This window comes from Bowmanella denitrificans, assembly GCF_002887595.1.
GTDB lineage: Bacteria > Pseudomonadota > Gammaproteobacteria > Enterobacterales > Alteromonadaceae > Bowmanella > Bowmanella denitrificans.
On sequence record NZ_PEBU01000004.1, the window covers coordinates 110950 to 128346 of the forward strand.

Here is a 17397-nt window from a genome sequence, read left to right on the forward strand (position 1 = left end):
AGGTTGTTATTGAGAATGGTTCTCAAAAATAATAAAGTGGCGGCCGTGTCAGGGGCATGCCGCCCCAATTCAAATTTAAGGGAACATCATGCTAAAACCTGTTGCTGCTCTAATTCTTGGTCTGTCAGCTCTGGCGCCGGTGCAAGCCGCCGAGGAAGTGAATGTCTATTCTGCGCGCAAGGAAGCGCTGATTAAGCCGGTTCTGGACAAGTTTACTGCCCAAACCGGGATTAAAGTGAATCTGATCACGGGAAATGCCGACACCCTGTTGTCACGTATTGCCACAGAAGGTCAGTTTAGTCCGGCTGATATATTGGTCACTACCGATGTGGGCCGCCTGCAATGGGCAAAAGAATCGAATCTGCTGCAAAGTGTGCAATCTGATGAGATCAAAGGCCTGGTACCACAAAATCTGCGTGACCAAAACAATCAGTGGTTTGCCCTAACATTGCGGGCGCGTCCGGTAATGTATGCTATCGACCGGGTTAAGCCTGAAGAATTAGGACGTCTGGAAGACCTGACCGACGCCAAGTGGAAAGGACGCATCTGTGTGCGTTCTTCCAGCAATATTTATAACCAGTCCATGGTTTCCGCCCTGATGGAACAAATTGGCGAGCAGGCCACATTGGCATGGGCCAAGGGCCTGGTGAAAAATTTTGCCCGTCCACCCAAAGGCGGAGACCGCGACCAGATTAAAGCAGTGGCCGCCGGTCAATGTGATATCGCCATTGCTAATACTTACTATCTGATTGGCATGCTGGGGGATGCGGATCAGTCTCAGGTGGATGCCGCTAAAAAAGTCGCGGTTTTTTGGCCTAACCAGCAGGACCGTGGTACCCATGTGAATATCTCCGGGGCTGGCGTAACCAAATATGCTCCGAATGCTGAAAATGCCAAGGCGCTATTAAGCTTTATGCTCAACAAAGAGTCGCAGCAATGGTATGCAGAGCACAATGGCGAGTATCCGGTGCGTCAAGACGTTGAGATCAGCGACAGCCTGAAGGCGTTAGGCAAATTCAAAGCCGAGTCTATCCCCCTTGAGAAAGTGGGTGCCCGTAACGCTGACGCGCTGATGCTGATGAATAAAGCGGGCTGGAAGTAAGCAAAAAAATACGGATAATGCGCTGCGTTTGCGCATTTTCACAAAACGGGAATAGGTTTGACGAAACTGAATTTGAAGGGCCTGCTGGGTGGGTGGCGACTTGCTACCTTGCTACCTGCTATGCTGCTGGCTCTGCCTATTCTGTTGGTGCTGTTGAGCTTGAGCCAACCACAGTGGCTAATCTGGCAGCATCTGGCCGAAACGGTATTGGCCGACTATTTATTCAACAGCCTGGTGCTGGCATTTTCTGTTGGGCTGGGAGCCATGCTGCTGGGTACCAGCCTGGCCTGGTGCTGCCACCACTATCAGTTTTGGGGCCGTACCTGGTTTGAGTGGCTGTTGCTGCTTCCTCTGGCCATTCCGGCCTATATTATTGCCTATAGCTATACCGGGCTGTTGGACTTTGCCGGTCCTCTGCAAAGTACCCTTCGTGAGGCCACAGGTTGGGGGTATGGTGATTACTGGTTTCCGGAAGTCCGCTCCCTGGCTGGCGCTGTCTTGATGCTGGTACTAGTGCTTTATCCTTATGTCTTTATGTTGGCCAGAAATGCTTTTCGTGACCAGTCTAAGAGCTTATTGGAAGCCAGTCGTAGCCTGGGCCTGACGCCTTCAGGGTACTTTTTTAAAGTGGCAGTACCCATGGCCAGACCCGCCATTATGAGCGGCACCGCCCTGGCCATGATGGAGGCATTTGCGGATTTTGGCACGGTGGAATACTTTGGGGTCAATACGTTCACCACGGGTATCTATCGTACCTGGTTTGGTATGGGCAACCCGATGGCTGCAGCGCAGTTATCTGCCTTGCTGACCTTATTTGTTTTGCTGTTGGTACTGTGGGAACAATATGCCAGACGACGGATACAGTATTTTTATCAGGGCCATAAGCATCAGTCTCAACAGGCTGTTGTACCGCCTATCTGGCTAAATCTGCTGTTATGGCTGTTTTGTGCGCTGGTGTTGAGTCTGGGCTTTTTAATACCAGTAGGGATGCTGCTGCACTGGGCCTTGCTGGTGGGGACTGAGCAGTTAAACAGCCATTTCTGGCAACTGGCGTGGAACAGTTTTTCCCTGGCACTGAGCGCCGCCCTGATCATTCTATTACTGGCTATGTTATTTGCTTACGCCAGACGCCTGAAGCGGGACCCTATGGTTGCGTCAATGGTGGGACTGGCAAAACTGGGCTATGCCGTACCCGGTACTGTTATCGCCGTTGGTACTATGCTGCCGCTGGCCTGGTTTGACAAATCCGTGGATGGCCTGATGCAGGCCTGGTTCGGCATCAGTACCGGCTTATTGCTTTCCGGCACCCTGTTTGCTTTGCTATTGGCTTATACGGTGCGCTTTCTGGCCGTGTCTCTGCATCAGGTACAAAGCGGGCTGGAGCGCGTCAAACCCGGTATGGATCAAGCCGGGCGCAGTTTAGGTCTGAATCCTTTTGGCGTGCTGACCCGGGTACATCTGCCTATGCTTAAAGCCAGTTTGTTAAGTGCGCTGCTGCTGGTATTTGTGGATGTGTTAAAGGAACTGCCTGCCACTTTAATTTTACGCCCATTTAATTTTGATACCCTGGCCATTCGCACTTACGAGCTGGCCTCCGATGAGCGTTTATCCGATGCCGCCTTGCCAGCTCTGCTGATATTGTTCGCCGGGTTGCTGCCAGTGATACTGCTGGCCACAGCCATCAATAAGGAGTCAACCTGATGCTAGCCCTGAATAATCTTGCCGTGGCCTACCATCGCCGCGTGGTGGTTGAGCATATGAGTCTGGCTCTGGCCAAAGGTGAGATAGGCTGTCTGCTGGGGGCTTCTGGTTGCGGTAAAACCTCAGTGCTGAGGGCCATCGCCGGTTTTGAGCCAGCCTATGCCGGGGAAGTGCATTTGCATGGTGAAAAGGTCAGCAAAGCAGGCTACACCCTGGCACCAGAAAAACGCCGAATCGGCATGGTGTTTCAGGATTTCGCCCTGTTTCCACATTTAACCGTGGCGGAGAATATTGCTTTTGGCCTGCGCACATTACCCAAACGCACGCAGCAAGAGCGCGTTAACGAATTGCTTGAGCTGGTGGAATTGCAGGCGCTGGGCGGACGCTACAGCCATGCGCTTTCCGGCGGCCAGCAGCAGCGGGTGGCTCTGGCCAGGGCGCTGGCAGCAAAGCCGGATTTGCTGCTAATGGATGAACCCTTTTCCAGCCTGGATACCGAGCTGCGCGAGAGCCTGGCCTGCCAAATCCGCGCTATCCTTAAGCGGCAGGACATCGCTGCGCTGCTGGTGACCCATGACAAAACCGAAGCCTTTACCATGGCAGACAAAATAGGTGTGATGGACAAAGGCAGACTGTTGCAATGGGATAAGCCGGTCACTCTGTTTGATCGGCCTGCTAGCATTGAAGTGGCTGAATTTATCAGTAAGGCGACACGTATCCGAGTGCAGCATTCCAAGCGGCAACGTATTAGTGGCAGCATTGGCAACTGGCCTTTGCCGCAGCCATTAAGCGCTGCGCCTGATGCTGAATTGCACTTATTACTCAGGCCTCATCAGGTTAAACCTTGCGATGATGGCGCTTTGAAAGGAAAAGTCATACGTCAGGTTTTCCGTGGCAATGATTATTTGTGTGAAGTGGAGCTGGCTAATGGTGAGCAATTGTATTGTCAGGCTCCGCTGCATTTGAATCTGGCGGTAGGGCAGGAAATAGGCTTGTTGCTGGATCTGCAACAACCTTGGTTGTTTGATATTGCTACTGGGGCAAGGGTGGTTTAGTCATGACGTTAGGTCAGAATTTTTTATTGTTGCTGGGTTTACTGCTGTCCTCGCAGGTTCTTGCCTGGGGCGAAAAAGGCCACCGCACTGTGGCCCTGATCGCCTACCAACAGCTTAATGCGCAGACCCAGGCCAGGGTAGATGCGCTGCTGGCCCATAAAGGCTTTGCAGATATTGGCGATGCGTCGGTTTGGCCTGACAAGGTGCGCGAACAAAAATTACCTGAATATGCCCATACCGGCCCTTGGCACTATGTGAACCTGCCACGTGGTAGCAACGGCTTTGATATGCAGAGGGATTGCAGTCGTCCCTGTATAGTCAGTGCGCTGGCACAGATGTTGGAGCAATTAAGCAGTCACAGTCCGGATGCACAGGCTGAGGCTCTGGCGTTTGTGGTGCACTTGGTGGGTGATTTGCACCAACCTTTACATGTTAGTTTTGCTGATGATCGCGGCGGCAATGATCGTAAAGTGATGTTTGATGAAGAGCCAGTCAGCCTGCACTATTACTGGGATAGCCTGGTGCTTAAATCATTACCTCAATCTGATTTGCTCGCCGCACAGCTATTGGATGCCATGTCAACCGAGCAACGTCAAAACTGGCTGTCTGCTGACGTAAATCAGTGGCTGGCAGAATCCTATGCTATTACAGCCACCCTGTATCAAACCAATCCGGCCGTGATAGACCCGGTGGCAAATCAGCACTATCAACAGCAAGCCAAGCAAAGGATAGTTCAAGCCGGTCTCAGGCTGGCTTCGTTACTGAACAAATATCTGCCTGAATGATCTTTTGCCTATCTGTGCCGTAACTAAGCCTATTTGGTTTTTGTTGGCTATGGATATTGCAGTTGTAGGTGCCGGAATCACAGGTTGTTTAATTGCCGCGACCTTGCAAAAGCAAGGGCATAAAATCAGCGTATTTGAAAAATCCCGTGGCAGGGGCGGACGCGCCACATGCAAGCGTACGCATTGGGGCCAGTTTGATTTAGGCGCGCCCTTCATTCGGCCGACTGATCCCTTAGTGACAGAGCATCTGACTGAGCTTGAACAGCAGGGTGTGGCCAGACGATGGCTGGTCACGCCCTATAAAAAACAGCAAACGCTGCAAGCCGATAAGGACAATACACCCGTCTATGTGTTGACCCCAGGTATGAATGCTGCCTGCCATTTCTGGCTACAGGGATGCCGGCTGGCCACTTCTACCCGTATTACTTACTTGCAGAACAGCGCGGGCAAGTGGCTTTTATGGGACGAAAGCCAATGCAAATTTGGTTTATTTGATTGGGTCATTGTGACTGCGCCCTGGCCACAAAGTCATGCATTACTTGCCCCCCATGTGTGTTTACCGGCTTTTGAAGAGACGCATTGGTTACCTTGCTGGACGGTGGCGGCCCAATTACAAACCGCTTTGCCAGACGTGATGCCGATTATCTACCCAAGTGATTCGATACTGCAGTTGGCGGTGCTGGACAGTGCAAAGCCACTGCGTCAGGGGCACAGCCAGATATGGACGATGCAATTAACACATCAGGCCTCCAATGCCATGCGTGAGCTTAGTAGCACTGTTATCGCAAGAACGGCGCTTATGGCTCTGGCCAGCCTGTTTGAAAGGGACGCTGTTGATAGCCTGCAGTGCTATCAGCATTTTTGGCGCTATGCCAGGCTGGCACCCGATGCGCCTCGCCCATCGTCTGTTTGGGCACCTGAATTAGGCCTGGCCGCCACAGGAGACTGGGCGCTGGGCGGCTCAGTTGAGTCAGCCATGCGCGCTGCTGTGCAATTTTGTCAGCAATTTACTGACAACTTTTGTTATGCTCAAAGTAGGTCGGGATAAACACAAAATGAGCCTATGGATAATTGTCGCCGATGCCAATGTGATAAACCGCTGGATTTTGAAATTGCCATGGCGTTTCAGCCAATAGTGGATATTCAATCGCGCAGTGTTTTTGCGCACGAAGCACTGGTAAGGGGAACTAAAGGTGAAGGGGCTGGGCAAATTCTGGCGCTGGTTACAGAGCAAAATCGCTATAGCTTTGATCAAACCTGCCGTATTACCGCCATTCGTATCGCTGCTGAGTTAGGTTGCCAGACCCGTCTGAGCATTAACTTTTTACCTAATGCCGTCTATGAACCGCTGGCCTGTCTGCGTGAAACACTTAGTGCTGCCAGGCAATATGATTTTCCCCATGAACGGATTATTTTTGAGGTCACCGAAGATGAGCGGGTTGATGTGAAGAAAATCCTGGATATTTTTCGCACGTATAAGAATCAGGGCTTTATGACCGCTATAGATGATTTTGGCGAAGGCTATTCAGGTTTGAACCTGTTGGCTAACTTTCAGCCTGACATCATTAAGCTGGACATGATGCTGATCCGTGGCATTGACAATGATCCGGCTAAACAGGCGATTTTCAGTGGTATGGCACTGATTGCCAAACAACTAAACATTAAGCTGCTGGCAGAAGGGGTGGAAAGCCGACCGGAATTCGACTTTCTAAGAGCGCATGGCGTGCGGTATATGCAGGGGTATTATCTGTGTAAACCACAGTTTATGGCGCTGGCTGATGCAGAGCAGATATTCAAGCATCTGGAGGAGGGGATTTGATAAGCAAGGTGAAGCAATGGCTGAAAGCCCGTCTTGACCCTGTCTCGCAGGAGCAGACCAGCAAGGTGGATCTGGCCACCGCGGTATTATGTATGGAAGTGATCCGGGCCGACAATCAACTGGATGACACAGAACTGGACTTGCTATGTCAATTGCTGCAAAAGGAGTTTGATTTACCCCTATCGCAGGCCAAACTGTTGCTAACCGAGTCCAGAGCAAAGGCCGAGCAGGCAGCCGATCTGGTCAGTTTCACCCGACTGCTCAACGAACAATGCAGTGCCGAGCAAAAATGTCGGATGCTGGAAAATTTGTGGCGTCTGGCATTGGTTGATGGCCGCTTGGACGTGCACGAAGAACATATTATCCGCCGGATTGCTGACTTGCTGTACATTCCCCACAGTCAGTTTATTCAAACCAAACTAAAGGCACAGTCTTAGGGGCTGTTTATCTTTCAAGTATAGATTTTGTTTAAATCCAGCCTTTTGCCTACCACTATTCCACTTCTGACATCCGCCAGGTGCTGAATGCGCCTCCCAGGGTCAGTAACCCCAAAACAAGCACGGTGCTGGTGACTGACCAGGTGGCAAGGGCGGCGGTTAACGCCCCTGCCAGTAGCAACAGTACGCCAATCACACTATTGCTTAAAGACACATAGTCGGTACGTTTTACCCCTTCTGCCATATTAACCAGGTAGGTTTGCCTGCCAATGCGAACACCTTCATGTGCCATCATCAGTAGCAGGTAGAACAGCGCATACAGCCAGTCAGACAAGCCCTGGGTTTGCCATTGGCAAGTCCAGACAGCCAGACAGCAACTACCGGCCAGGGTGCCGCCTAGCATCATAACCCTGCGACTGGAAGTATCAGCCATCAGGCCCCATACAGTGGCAGATAAACTTGACGCCATGGCACTGGCCAGCAAAAACAGCGCAAAGGTGTGTGCACCATGATGTTGCTGCTGTGCCAGCAATAACAAAAATGGACCGGCCAGGGCACTGCCCATTAACAGGGCTCGTGAAACAACAAAGTGCCTGAAAACCTTGTCAGTTGTCAGCAGCTCGGCGGCGCGTTGAATCAAGCCAGTGCTGTTTGCTGCATGGCGTGTTTCACCGTCCGCTTCGTTCAACCCAACAAACAGTGCGCATGCACCAAGCCAAAGCAGGGCTGCAATCACCAGCAGCCACAAGTAAACAGGTTGTTGAGGGGCAGAAGTGGGGGCAAAAAAATACAGACTCACTAGCAATGTCAGGCCGCCGGCTATACTGGTGGCAAAACCGGACAGCCTGCCACGCTGGCTGCGCTTAATCAGCTTGCCCTGAAGATCCTTGATAGTGACAGAACACAGCCCCCTGGCCAGACTGAACAATGCCAACAATCCGAGCACGGCCAAACCTGCCGCATCTCCAGAGCCAAGTTGTAGTGTCAGTGCCATTAAGGCGACGCACAGACCCTGACAAAAACTGCCCCATTGCCACAACCAGCTGCGCCTGGCAAAGCGGCTCACCCAGTTACCAATGGCTAATTGTGGGATCAGCGATCCTGACTCGCGGATCGGCACCAACAGGGAAATAATAGCAGGTGAAACACCGGCACTGCCTAGCAGCCAGGTCAGCACGAGCTTAGGAGACGCAAGCAAGTCCCCCAGTTTTGTCAGTACCAAGCTGCTGCAGATAAGATTGAAATGGCGACTTGCATACGGGCGCTGACAGGGATCCGCGCTGTGCACTGTTTTGGTCATCAGCTTGTGCCTGCGTAAACCTGATTTCGGCCCGCCGCCTTAGCCAGGTATAAATTTTTGTCTGCTGATTTGAGCAATGCTTCAACGCCTGTATGGTCGCTGTGTTTTGATGGAATCTGACTGGCAACACCGATACTGGCGGTTAAGTACAAGGTGGTGTCATTCAGTTGCAGTGGCTCAGCGGCAATACAACGCCGGATTTGCTCAGCAACACCTATTGCACCATTAAGATCAGTGCTGGGCAGAACAAAAGCAAATTCCTCTCCACCATAACGTGCGGCCAAATCGCCTGGCCGGTGCAATTGTGCATCGAGACATTTTGCTACCTGAATCAGGGCTTCATCGCCAGCCTGATGTCCATGTTGGTCGTTAAACGCTTTAAAATGATCGATATCTAACAGCAGTAATGCCAAAGGTTGCTGATGGCGAGTTGCCACCTGCCACTGGTAGGCCAGTTGCTGGTCAAAGGCCCGGCGATTGGCAATACCGGTCAGGCCATCCTGAGTGGACAGCTTCTGCAGTTTTTCGTTGGCTTGTTGTAACGCCGCAGTGCGCCGTTGCACGCGACTTTCCAGCTTATCTATTGAGCTTGCCAACTCATCACCTAACTGTGCCAGATTATGTGATAACTGCTTAACCTCGCGAATCGGACTCTGGTGATACCTGTCCTGACGTAGTGCACTCAGATTACGATTACTGGCAATACGGGAAATTTTTTCAATGGGACGTGCGATCAAGCGGCCTAGCAAGGCACCACACAGCGCCAGCATCACCAGAGTCAGCAGAATAAATATCAGGGTTTGGCGGGTGGCAGCCATAGTGGGGCCGACAAACTCCTGCTCGGGCAGTATAACCCCCAGTTGCCACTGCAGACCATGACCAAGATCCAGAGGATGGATCTCTGCCAAATAGCCTTGTTCCTCTACCTGAAGTACACCACTGAAGGTCTGGTCAAAGGCCAATTGACTGGCAGTCCGTAACAGCGCACTGGGATGGTCGGCCAAACTGTACCTGAGCGTTGGGGAATCAGGAGACACGGCTGGCAAGGCGTCACTGGAACTGGCTATCATCAAGCCATCAGCATCGGCCAGAAAGGCGATGCCGCCTTTGCCAAGTGGGGCACTTTGCATAAATTCACTGATCTGTATCAGTGCCATATCTGCACCACAAACTGCTATCACTTGGCCTTGTTGATTGGTCACCGCCAGCGACATATTCTGGCCCAATCCAGCCATGCCGACATAGTGATAGACCTTGCCCCAAACCAATTCCCCTGGGTTGGCTAGAGCTTGCTGGACAAAGGGGCGTTGACGCGGGTCGTAATCGTATAAATCTGAGTGACGCTGACCAATGCTGCCATCAGCTTTAGCATGATAATCAGCCAACTTAAACGGGGCATCAATGAAGTTAGCTGCAAGCTTGGGTTTTGCCTCTAAGTCAGGGAATCGTGCACCTGTGATGTAACGCCCATCCGGTAATGCTACCGAGATAAAGGTCATGCGCTCAAACTGCTGAATTTGCTGATAAAGCCAGGGGGCCAGAGTTTCGGGTTCGTCGATGTTCAGGCGCTTGCCTAAGATCCCTTGTGCGTTTAACTGCAATATGGTCGGCAATCTGGCAGTAAGTTGCTGTACTCTGCTGGCCAGCCGCTCGCTGCGCTCGGCAGCAAATTGTTGGCCAAAGGCCCGGCCTGTTTCTTTGCTGCTGCTAAGTGACAAGCCACCGATTAACAACGCCGCAATTAAAAACAACAAGGTTGAAGGTAAAATCATCATCAACCTTAGTGGCAATGCGCCAGACCAAGTCATATTAAGGATCCATCCGTACAGCTTTGAATTATCTTCAAACCAGATTTAACAGTATTCCGGGATTTGCTAATGTTACGGCAACTTAGCCCTAACCCGAAAGCTTTTGGTGTAAATCAAAGCCTGCTGACGCGCTGGATGCGATAATCAATCATCTACCGTAAAGGAGTGAACTATGTATACCGCATTGCCTAACCGGCCGGATTGGCAGTCGCTGCTTAAATCAGGTAACCGCATTTTTCTCGGCTCACACGCTGCCGTGCCCAATGCACTGCTGGATGATTTGATTGCCAATGCCCAGGGCCTGCATGATATTGAAATTGTGCATATTCTGACCTTGTCTGATCACCGCTGGGTCGACCCTAAATTAAATGAACTGTTTAAGGTTAATACCTTATTTATCGGCGGTGACAAAATGCGTGCCGCAGTGTCCGAAGGGCGGGCCGACTATACCCCTTGTTTTTTGTCGGAAGTCCCCAGTCTGTTTGAAACCGATATTCTGCCGCTGGATGCTGCATTGATTATGGTCAGCCCCCCCGACAAATTTGGTTATTGTTCGCTGGGGGTGTCGGTGGATGTGGTGCAGGCAGCGGTGCGCAAGGCGCGCTATGTGATTGCCCAGATTAACCCGCTGATGCCCAGAACCAGTGGTGATTCCTTCGTGCATGTGTCTCAGCTAAGCGCCTGTATTGAACGTCAGCAGGCCTTGCCGGAAATGCCGGAAGTGGAACCCGACCAGGTCACAGAGCGTATTGGTCAATATGTATCGATGCTGGTGGAAGATGGGGCCACATTGCAACTAGGCATAGGCAAGATCCCCAATGCGGTATTGCAATATCTGCAGAATCACCGCGACCTTGGTGTACACAGTGAATTGATTACCGATGGCATTATTGAGCTGATTGCCAAGGGTGTAATTAACAACCGCAAGAAGACCTTTCACCCGGGTAAAACGGTGACCAGCTTTTGTCTGGGCAGCAAGAAGCTCTATGATTTTGTTGATGGCAATCCCCATGTGGAGTTTTACCCCAGTAATTATGTGAACTCACCGGTTAATATTTCGCGCAACAATAAAATGGTGGCCATTAACAGTGCTATTGAAGTAGACCTGACCGGTCAGGTGGTGGCCGATTCTATTGGTTATCAGTTCTACAGTGGTATTGGCGGCCAGGTGGATTTTATTCGCGGCGCAGCAATCAGCCCCGGTGGTAAACCCATCATCGCTTTACCCTCTACCGCCAAAAACGGCAAGGTATCGCGCATTGTGCCGCATATTACCCAGGGGAGTGGCGTTGTTACGTCTCGCGGCCATGTGCATTACGTGGTGACCGAGTTTGGCGTCGCCTCATTAAAAGGTCGCAGTATCCGTGAACGGGCATTAGAGCTGATTCGGGTGGCGCATCCTAAGTTTCGCGCCCAACTGCTGGAGCAGGTACGTAAACATTATTGGGTGCCTCACTATCAGAAAGATTACCCCCGCGAAGTACCGGAACTGGGTAAAATCAGTGTCAAAACCTTGATTATTGATGGTGCCAGTTTTGACTTACGGCCGCTTAATCCGGCAGATGAAAGGCGCCTGCAGGAATTTTTCTATTCCCATACCAAGGAAACCCTGTTTTATCGCTACAACTATTATCCAACCCAGATGACCCGGGAAAAATCCTGTAGTCTGGTCAGTGTCGACCAAAGCCGCGATTTGGCTCTGTGTATTGTTAAGCAATATGGCTCGATGTCAGAAATTCAGGCCGTCGGGCGGTACTATCTGAATCAGGACGGTAGCAGTTGTGAAGTGGCTTTTGTGACCAGGGAAAAATACCATGGTAAGGGCATGGCCAGACAATTGCTGGCAGAGATGATCAGCATTGCCAGCAAGAGAGGCATAAAAACCATGCAGGCCTATGTGCGCTCTGACAACAAGAATATGTTGAAGGTGTTTGAGAATGCCAATTTTAAACGCCAGCCGATGGACGATCCCGGAGAAGTTATTTTGCAGTTATCATTAGAGGCTCAGCCATGAGCCTGGTATTTATCAGTCACCCGGCCTGTGCATTACATGATGTGGGCGATGAGCACCCCGAGTCTCCAGAACGACTGGACGCCATTAACGACAGACTGATTGCGTCGGGGCTGGACTATTCCATCTTGCGCGCCGAGGCCAAAAAAGCCAGCCGTAAACAACTGTATCTGGCCCATGACAAAACTTATGTGGATAAGCTATTTGCCTGCACACCAAAAGAAGGCAGGGTGCAACTGGATGACGATACCAGCATGATGCCTCGCAGCCTGGAAGCCGCCCTGTACGCGGCCGGCGCGAATATTATGGCGGTGGATATGCTGATGCAGGGCAAAGCGGGGCAGGCCTTCTGTGCGGTGCGCCCGCCAGGCCATCATGCCGAGCGCGATAAAGCTATGGGCTTTTGCCTGTTTAACAATGTGGCCGTAGCGGCACATTGGGCCATGCATAAGTATAAACTGGAACGCATCGCCATTGTGGATTTTGATGTGCACCATGGCAATGGCACCGAGGATATCTTTTTTAATGATCCGCGCGTGCTGTTTTGTTCGTCCTATGAATACCCCTTTTATCCTTTTAATGTGGGACCGGGAAACGAGCATATTCTGAACTTGCCGTTACCCGCCGGGACCGACGGCGACACATTTCGTCAGGCCGTAACGGACAATTGGCTGGATAAGCTGGATGCCTTTGCGCCACAACTGATTCTGATTTCTGCTGGGTTTGACGGTCACTACGAAGACGATATGGCGCATTTTCGCCTGGTGGAAACCGATTACGACTGGATCACCCGCGAACTGAAAATTATCGCCAATAAACATTGCAGCGGCAGGTTGATGTCCAGCCTGGAAGGCGGCTACGCGATGAGTGCGCTGGGGCGCAGTGTGACAGTGCATATTAAGGCGATGATGGAGTAGGGGGCTGTTGCCGGTATTAAAGTATCTATTTGTCGGACTCACGTCCGACCCACTGTGGGTCGGACGTGAGTCCGACAGCAAAGACGACAAGCAGAAAGCTCAATACAAGCTGTATCAGATATTACCAATCTCCGAGCTTTTTATCCCTCCGCGGAGAAGTAATTGAAGCTTTTCTTGCCGGGTTTCTGTGACAGCAGAGGCACAAAGCATTCGCTCAGCCCTCTGTCGCCAAGCCGTTAAAGTGCCGACTCAATCACCTGGCCGTCCTGTTTATACAGCTTGCCGCCTTTCATCACCAGCTTGACGTCCTGCAGCAGATTGATATACCTCAGTACATCGCCTTTAACTGCGATAATATCAGCGTATTTACCGGCAGAAACCGTACCGCTGTCTTTGTCCACCCCCATCATCACGGATGGCCAGTAGGTTGCAGCCCGAATTGCATCCATGGCCGGGATGCCCATAACATCCACCCATACAGCCAGTTCATTCCAGGTACTCTGACAATGAAACTTGGTAGGTATGCCGCTGTCTGTGCCGACCAGAAACACCACGCCAGCGTCCCGTAACTGCTGAATTTTATGTTTTAGCGTGGGTTTGCGTAGTGGAGTCAACTGCATATAGCTAAGCTGACCGGGATTTCTCAGGGACTGGCGAATATCGGCAATGGTGTCGTCCTTCAATCCACGTTGCCAACAATTATTATCCAGTCGCTCGGGATTGGCGACGGTCAGGTCGTATTGCCACAGTCCTTCCACTGTTGGAGTCCAGAACAGCGGCCCACCGGCAACCCGGCCGGTGGCGGTGCGCTCTTTGAGTTTTTCCATCACATCATCGGGGAAGCCGGGGGCAGTCGTCAGGCCGGTATGTTCGAAATTGTCCACCCCTATGGTCAGGCCCCGGCGGATCTCATCGGGACGGTGGGCGTGAGCGACCACTTTCAGGCCTTGTTGATGGGCTTCATCTACCACGGCCTGGGCTTCGTCCAGGCTCATCTTGTCCTGGTCGATCAGTTTAATAATATCCACGCCTGCCTCGGCCAACAGCCTGACTTTCTGGCGGGCATCATTTTCACCTTTGATACCCCAGCGGTAGGCTTCGGTGCCGGGGTAGGGCTCATGTTGGATAAACGGCCCGGACACATATAAACGCGGACCTGCAATGCGGCCCTCATTGATACCTTGCTTGACGGCAACAGATGCTTCCAGCGGTGCACCCAAATCACGGGCACTGGTAACACCGGCCAGCAGCAATTGTAAGGCACTGGCAGGCATCATTTCATCTTTAAAACGTTCGGGATAGGCTTTATGCCAATGATCATAATTAGCATGACCGGCCAGCATTAAATGCGCATGGCTTTCCCACAAACCCGGTAATACATCCATTCCTTCCGTAGAAATATGTTGGTAGCCTTCGGGTACCGGCAGGGTATCCACAGTACCGACTTTTTCAATTCGGTCGTCTTTAATCAGGATCACACTATTGGCGATAGGCTGGTGGCCGAAGCCGTCTATCAGACGACCACCCACCAGGGCTTTACGTTCTACAGCCACAGGAGTGAAAGAAAAGACCAGTAGAGCCATAAATAGAACTGAACGTTTGACAGACATGGTTGCCTCTTATTGTTGTTAGCGAGCCATTCCACCTTAAGTCAGTTGCTGGTTAAAATCCAGCCAGAGGGGCTGACGCCCCTAGCTAGTAAGTTACCTGATAATTTTCAGCCACTCACCTTCTTTAGGCTCACCGCTGGGATAGTAGCCGTTAATCAGCCGGAGCTGTTCTTCTGCGTAGCGGCCAATACGCATACTTCTGGCAATACCAGCGAAGGTCATGCCAGGCTCTGCTTGCACATAATTGATGGTCTTGGGCTTGGGTAAGGCTGCGGTGCCGCGCTCTGGTGCAAAGCTATGAATACTGTCCAGAAACAGCTTGTCATAGTCGGTGTCTGGGTCAGGTTTATGCACTTCTCCCTGCAGCATATAAATCAGCGAGCCGCGATAGAAAATGGCCACCCGGCTGGGCTGAGGTAATTTGTCATCGGCCGGGCGGATACCGGTATGGCCGAGCATGCCAGCCTGGCTGAAATCCTCAGAACGCATCAGCAAAGGAACATCATAGTATTTGCGCAGATAGTTGCCAGGGGGGAGTTCTTCCTGGCGTCGGGTCACTTCCATATGCATCAGCGCACTTTTATCCGGGGCCTCGGCAATAATGGTATGCCCGGCATTCGTCACCTGCCAATCGTCGGGAAAGATCACGGAGAAGCCCAGCCGATTGTGCGTAAAGCGGTTGTCCTCATCATCTTTTTTGTCATCCGGACGCCGGTAGCTTGGGCCGTACACCAGGCCATCCATAATGCTGCGAAATTCCGCCGGATCTTTTTCCACCACCTGAGTGTGTTTTTCCAGTTCGGCGGCCTTGTCCACGACTTCGCGCAGACGGGTATCATTACGTGGGTGGGTAGAAAACAGGCCGTGGTAAGTTTGCTGGCGACCGGTCTTGGCATTTAAGTGCCGGGTAAATTTCTCCTGATCCTTCAGGGTACTGATAACTTCGATCATGGCATGGGGTGAATAGCCGGCCTTGGACAGGTAGCGGGCACCCAGGCCGTCGGCTTCCAACTCCATTTCCCGGCCATAGCCCATCACTGCGGCACTGCTCCACAAGCTGGCAGCATCTCCCACCGCCCAGCTTCCTGTGGCCAGCACCGACATCACACTGAGCACCTGCGCGCCGGTGCGGGCGGTATCCTGGCGCACCGCATGACGGGCAGTGACATGGCCCAGTTCGTGGGCAAGCACGGCGGCCAGTTGCGCTTCGCTGTGCATGTAAGCCAGCAGGCCTCGATTGACATAGATATAACCACCGGGCAAGGCAAAAGCGTTGATCTGCGGGTTGTCCAATACCGTAAAGTGGTAAGTTAGTTCCGGGCGTTCGCCGACTTTGGCCAGGGCTTGCCCTACCCGGTTAACATAAGCCGTGACTTTTTCATCTTCATAAATGGGCTGGGTTTCGAGGATCTTTTTATGCATCTCCTCACCAATTTCCAACTCCCTGGTTTCAGACATAGTGACAAATTCGGCATCCCCGGTGGCCGGGTTGGTGGCGCAGCCGCTGAGAAACTGACTGGCGGCAAAAAACAGCAACAGGCTAATTCTGTACGGCATTATTGGTCTCTCCCTGTGGTTTGAAAAATTCGGTTAATTGTTTACCCAGACCGCGGCAGGTTTCGGTTTCCACTTGTGCCAGTAAGGGAATTGGCACCACCACGGCAGGCATATAGGAGGTGCCTTTGGCGCTGGCATGAATGCGCCCGGCAACCACTTCGCGTTTCAGATCCCAAATAATAGATTCATAGCCCGCCTCTTCGTCCCAACTGCCAAATCCCAGGCAACCACCGCCTGGCACCAGCGCACAACTGATTGAACCAACGCTGGAGGTGGTTTCGGTATTACCGTCCACCCAGATAAGATAGCGTAGCTTATGTTGTTGCATGCGGCTGGCGAGCCGTTCCTGACTCTGTAGTCGGTTCATGCCCGGTAGGTTCAGCGGCGCGGTGCGGGGTTCAAAGAAAGGATAAAACTCATCCAGAAACTGCTGTTCAGGAATCACGTTGAGGCCCTGTTTTGTCATGCTTTCCTGCAGACAGTTGATCAGCGACGGCTCGGTTTCGTAATTATTGGCATGGCGGCGACCCAGGATGACTATGGACTCACCTTGATGCAGGCTGGCGCTGCTATGGCGAAATTCGTCGATGGTGACACTGGAGCAGCCGCTTAGCAGCATAAAGAAGGGCAGTATTAGCTGTTTCATGGCTGTTCTCCGCGGATGGCAAGGGTGGATTTATTCAGGTTTTGTTCCATCCACTGGCGAATTTCCGGCACCCTGGAAAAATCCATTAATAATTTGGCTCCTGAATCACGCAGAGCCATTTGTATTGCCAGGTCTAGTCCTCCTGCGTCACTGGTGGCAAAGGCGGTGGGGGTTTTGCCATAGGAGGTCATAAACCAGTCGGCCACCAGTCGGCCACTGCCTTCATGTAACTGCAGGTGGTATTTAAACCACACTTCGTAAATATTGCTGCGAGTTTCCCGGGGCACGGTGTATTGAAATTCCTCCACCCTGGGGGTCAGGATCAGATCTGCAGCCCCTTGCTGCTGATTCAGATCCACCACGTTTTCGAACATGCCCGCCAGTACCTGACTGAACATCTGCATCTGTGCATCGCCTTGTTCTATCTTCCATTCCTTGCGCGCTTCATTACTTTCCTCATACCGATACTGGCGCAGTTCTTTGGGATAATAGGTGCCCACCGTTAACGGCATTGGCTGGATAAGGGGTGTTGGAACCTGGCTCTTAACCTTGAAGCTGCCGGAGCAACTGCAAAGCAATAAACTCAACATCAAGATGCATAACAGCCGGGATTGCATAAGCGATTTCCTCCAACCATGTCATAAGCAAA

At 51.9% G+C, this 17397-nt stretch carries 15 protein-coding genes; 9 read left to right on the forward strand and 6 right to left on the reverse strand.

Features of this window, described 5'->3' with window-relative positions; genetic code table 11:
* Positions 1-88: 88 nt before the first annotated feature.
* The 7 genes from CSR04_RS09670 (at position 89) to CSR04_RS09700 (ending at position 6899) form a co-directional block, all read left to right on the forward strand.
* Positions 89-1102 (forward strand): Fe(3+) ABC transporter substrate-binding protein, encoded by a 1014-nt coding sequence (locus tag CSR04_RS09670; RefSeq protein WP_102796084.1) that lies wholly within the window; start codon positions 89-91, stop codon positions 1100-1102.
* Positions 1103-1222: 120 nt separating this feature from the next.
* Positions 1223-2803, forward strand: a complete 1581-nt coding sequence (locus CSR04_RS09675; protein ID WP_102796085.1) for an ABC transporter permease — start codon at positions 1223-1225, stop codon at positions 2801-2803.
* Entirely contained in the window at positions 2803-3858 is a 1056-nt protein-coding gene (locus CSR04_RS09680) for an ABC transporter ATP-binding protein (RefSeq protein ID WP_102796086.1), read from the forward strand. The genes CSR04_RS09675 and CSR04_RS09680 overlap by 1 nt, the downstream gene beginning before the upstream one ends.
* Positions 3859-3860: 2 nt before the next feature.
* Entirely contained in the window at positions 3861-4643 is a 783-nt protein-coding gene (locus tag CSR04_RS09685; protein WP_102796087.1) for a S1/P1 nuclease, read from the forward strand.
* 49 nt (positions 4644-4692) lie between these two features.
* Positions 4693-5691, forward strand: a complete 999-nt coding sequence (locus CSR04_RS09690) for an NAD(P)/FAD-dependent oxidoreductase (RefSeq protein ID WP_102796088.1) — start codon at positions 4693-4695, stop codon at positions 5689-5691.
* A gap of 69 nt (positions 5692-5760) precedes the next feature.
* Complete coding sequence (locus CSR04_RS09695; protein ID WP_245921513.1) at positions 5761-6462, forward strand: EAL domain-containing protein; 702 nt, start codon at positions 5761-5763, stop codon at positions 6460-6462.
* The gene (locus CSR04_RS09700) at positions 6459-6899 is read left to right on the forward strand and encodes a tellurite resistance TerB family protein (protein ID WP_245921515.1); all 441 of its coding nucleotides are present in this window, start codon (positions 6459-6461) and stop codon (positions 6897-6899) included. The genes CSR04_RS09695 and CSR04_RS09700 overlap by 4 nt, the downstream gene beginning before the upstream one ends.
* Before the next feature lie 55 nt (positions 6900-6954).
* Here the strand turns inward: CSR04_RS09700 and CSR04_RS09705 are convergent, their stop codons facing one another.
* Together CSR04_RS09705 and CSR04_RS09710 are read right to left on the reverse strand one after the other, a co-directional pair.
* A complete protein-coding gene (locus CSR04_RS09705; RefSeq protein WP_102796090.1) occupies positions 6955-8199 on the reverse strand; it encodes an MFS transporter in 1245 nt (414 codons plus the stop codon).
* The gene (locus CSR04_RS09710; RefSeq protein WP_102796091.1) at positions 8199-10007 is read right to left on the reverse strand and encodes a diguanylate cyclase; all 1809 of its coding nucleotides are present in this window, start codon (positions 10005-10007) and stop codon (positions 8199-8201) included. Before CSR04_RS09710 ends, CSR04_RS09705 begins: the two co-directional genes overlap by 1 nt.
* A gap of 172 nt (positions 10008-10179) precedes the next feature.
* Here CSR04_RS09710 and CSR04_RS09715 point away from each other — a divergent pair, with 172 nt between their 5' ends.
* Together CSR04_RS09715 and CSR04_RS09720 are read left to right on the forward strand one after the other, a co-directional pair.
* Entirely contained in the window at positions 10180-12021 is a 1842-nt protein-coding gene (locus CSR04_RS09715) for a GNAT family N-acetyltransferase (protein ID WP_102796092.1), read from the forward strand.
* Positions 12018-12935: a histone deacetylase family protein gene (locus CSR04_RS09720; protein ID WP_102796093.1), complete on the forward strand. Its 918-nt coding sequence runs from the start codon at positions 12018-12020 to the stop codon at positions 12933-12935. Before CSR04_RS09715 ends, CSR04_RS09720 begins: the two co-directional genes overlap by 4 nt.
* A 236-nt stretch (positions 12936-13171) precedes the next feature.
* Here the strand turns inward: CSR04_RS09720 and CSR04_RS09725 are convergent, their stop codons facing one another.
* From CSR04_RS09725 to CSR04_RS09740, 4 genes are all read right to left on the reverse strand, one after another.
* Positions 13172-14545, reverse strand: a complete 1374-nt coding sequence (locus CSR04_RS09725; protein WP_102796094.1) for an amidohydrolase family protein — start codon at positions 14543-14545, stop codon at positions 13172-13174.
* Positions 14546-14638: 93 nt separating this feature from the next.
* Entirely contained in the window at positions 14639-16102 is a 1464-nt protein-coding gene (locus CSR04_RS09730) for a M48 family metalloprotease (RefSeq protein ID WP_102796095.1), read from the reverse strand.
* Positions 16086-16748, reverse strand: a complete 663-nt coding sequence (locus CSR04_RS09735; RefSeq protein ID WP_102796096.1) for a hypothetical protein — start codon at positions 16746-16748, stop codon at positions 16086-16088. The genes CSR04_RS09730 and CSR04_RS09735 overlap by 17 nt, the downstream gene beginning before the upstream one ends.
* Positions 16745-17365, reverse strand: coding sequence for a hypothetical protein (locus tag CSR04_RS09740; RefSeq protein WP_146027142.1), 621 nt, complete (start codon positions 17363-17365; stop codon positions 16745-16747). The genes CSR04_RS09735 and CSR04_RS09740 overlap by 4 nt, the downstream gene beginning before the upstream one ends.
* Positions 17366-17397: the final 32 nt, after the last annotated feature.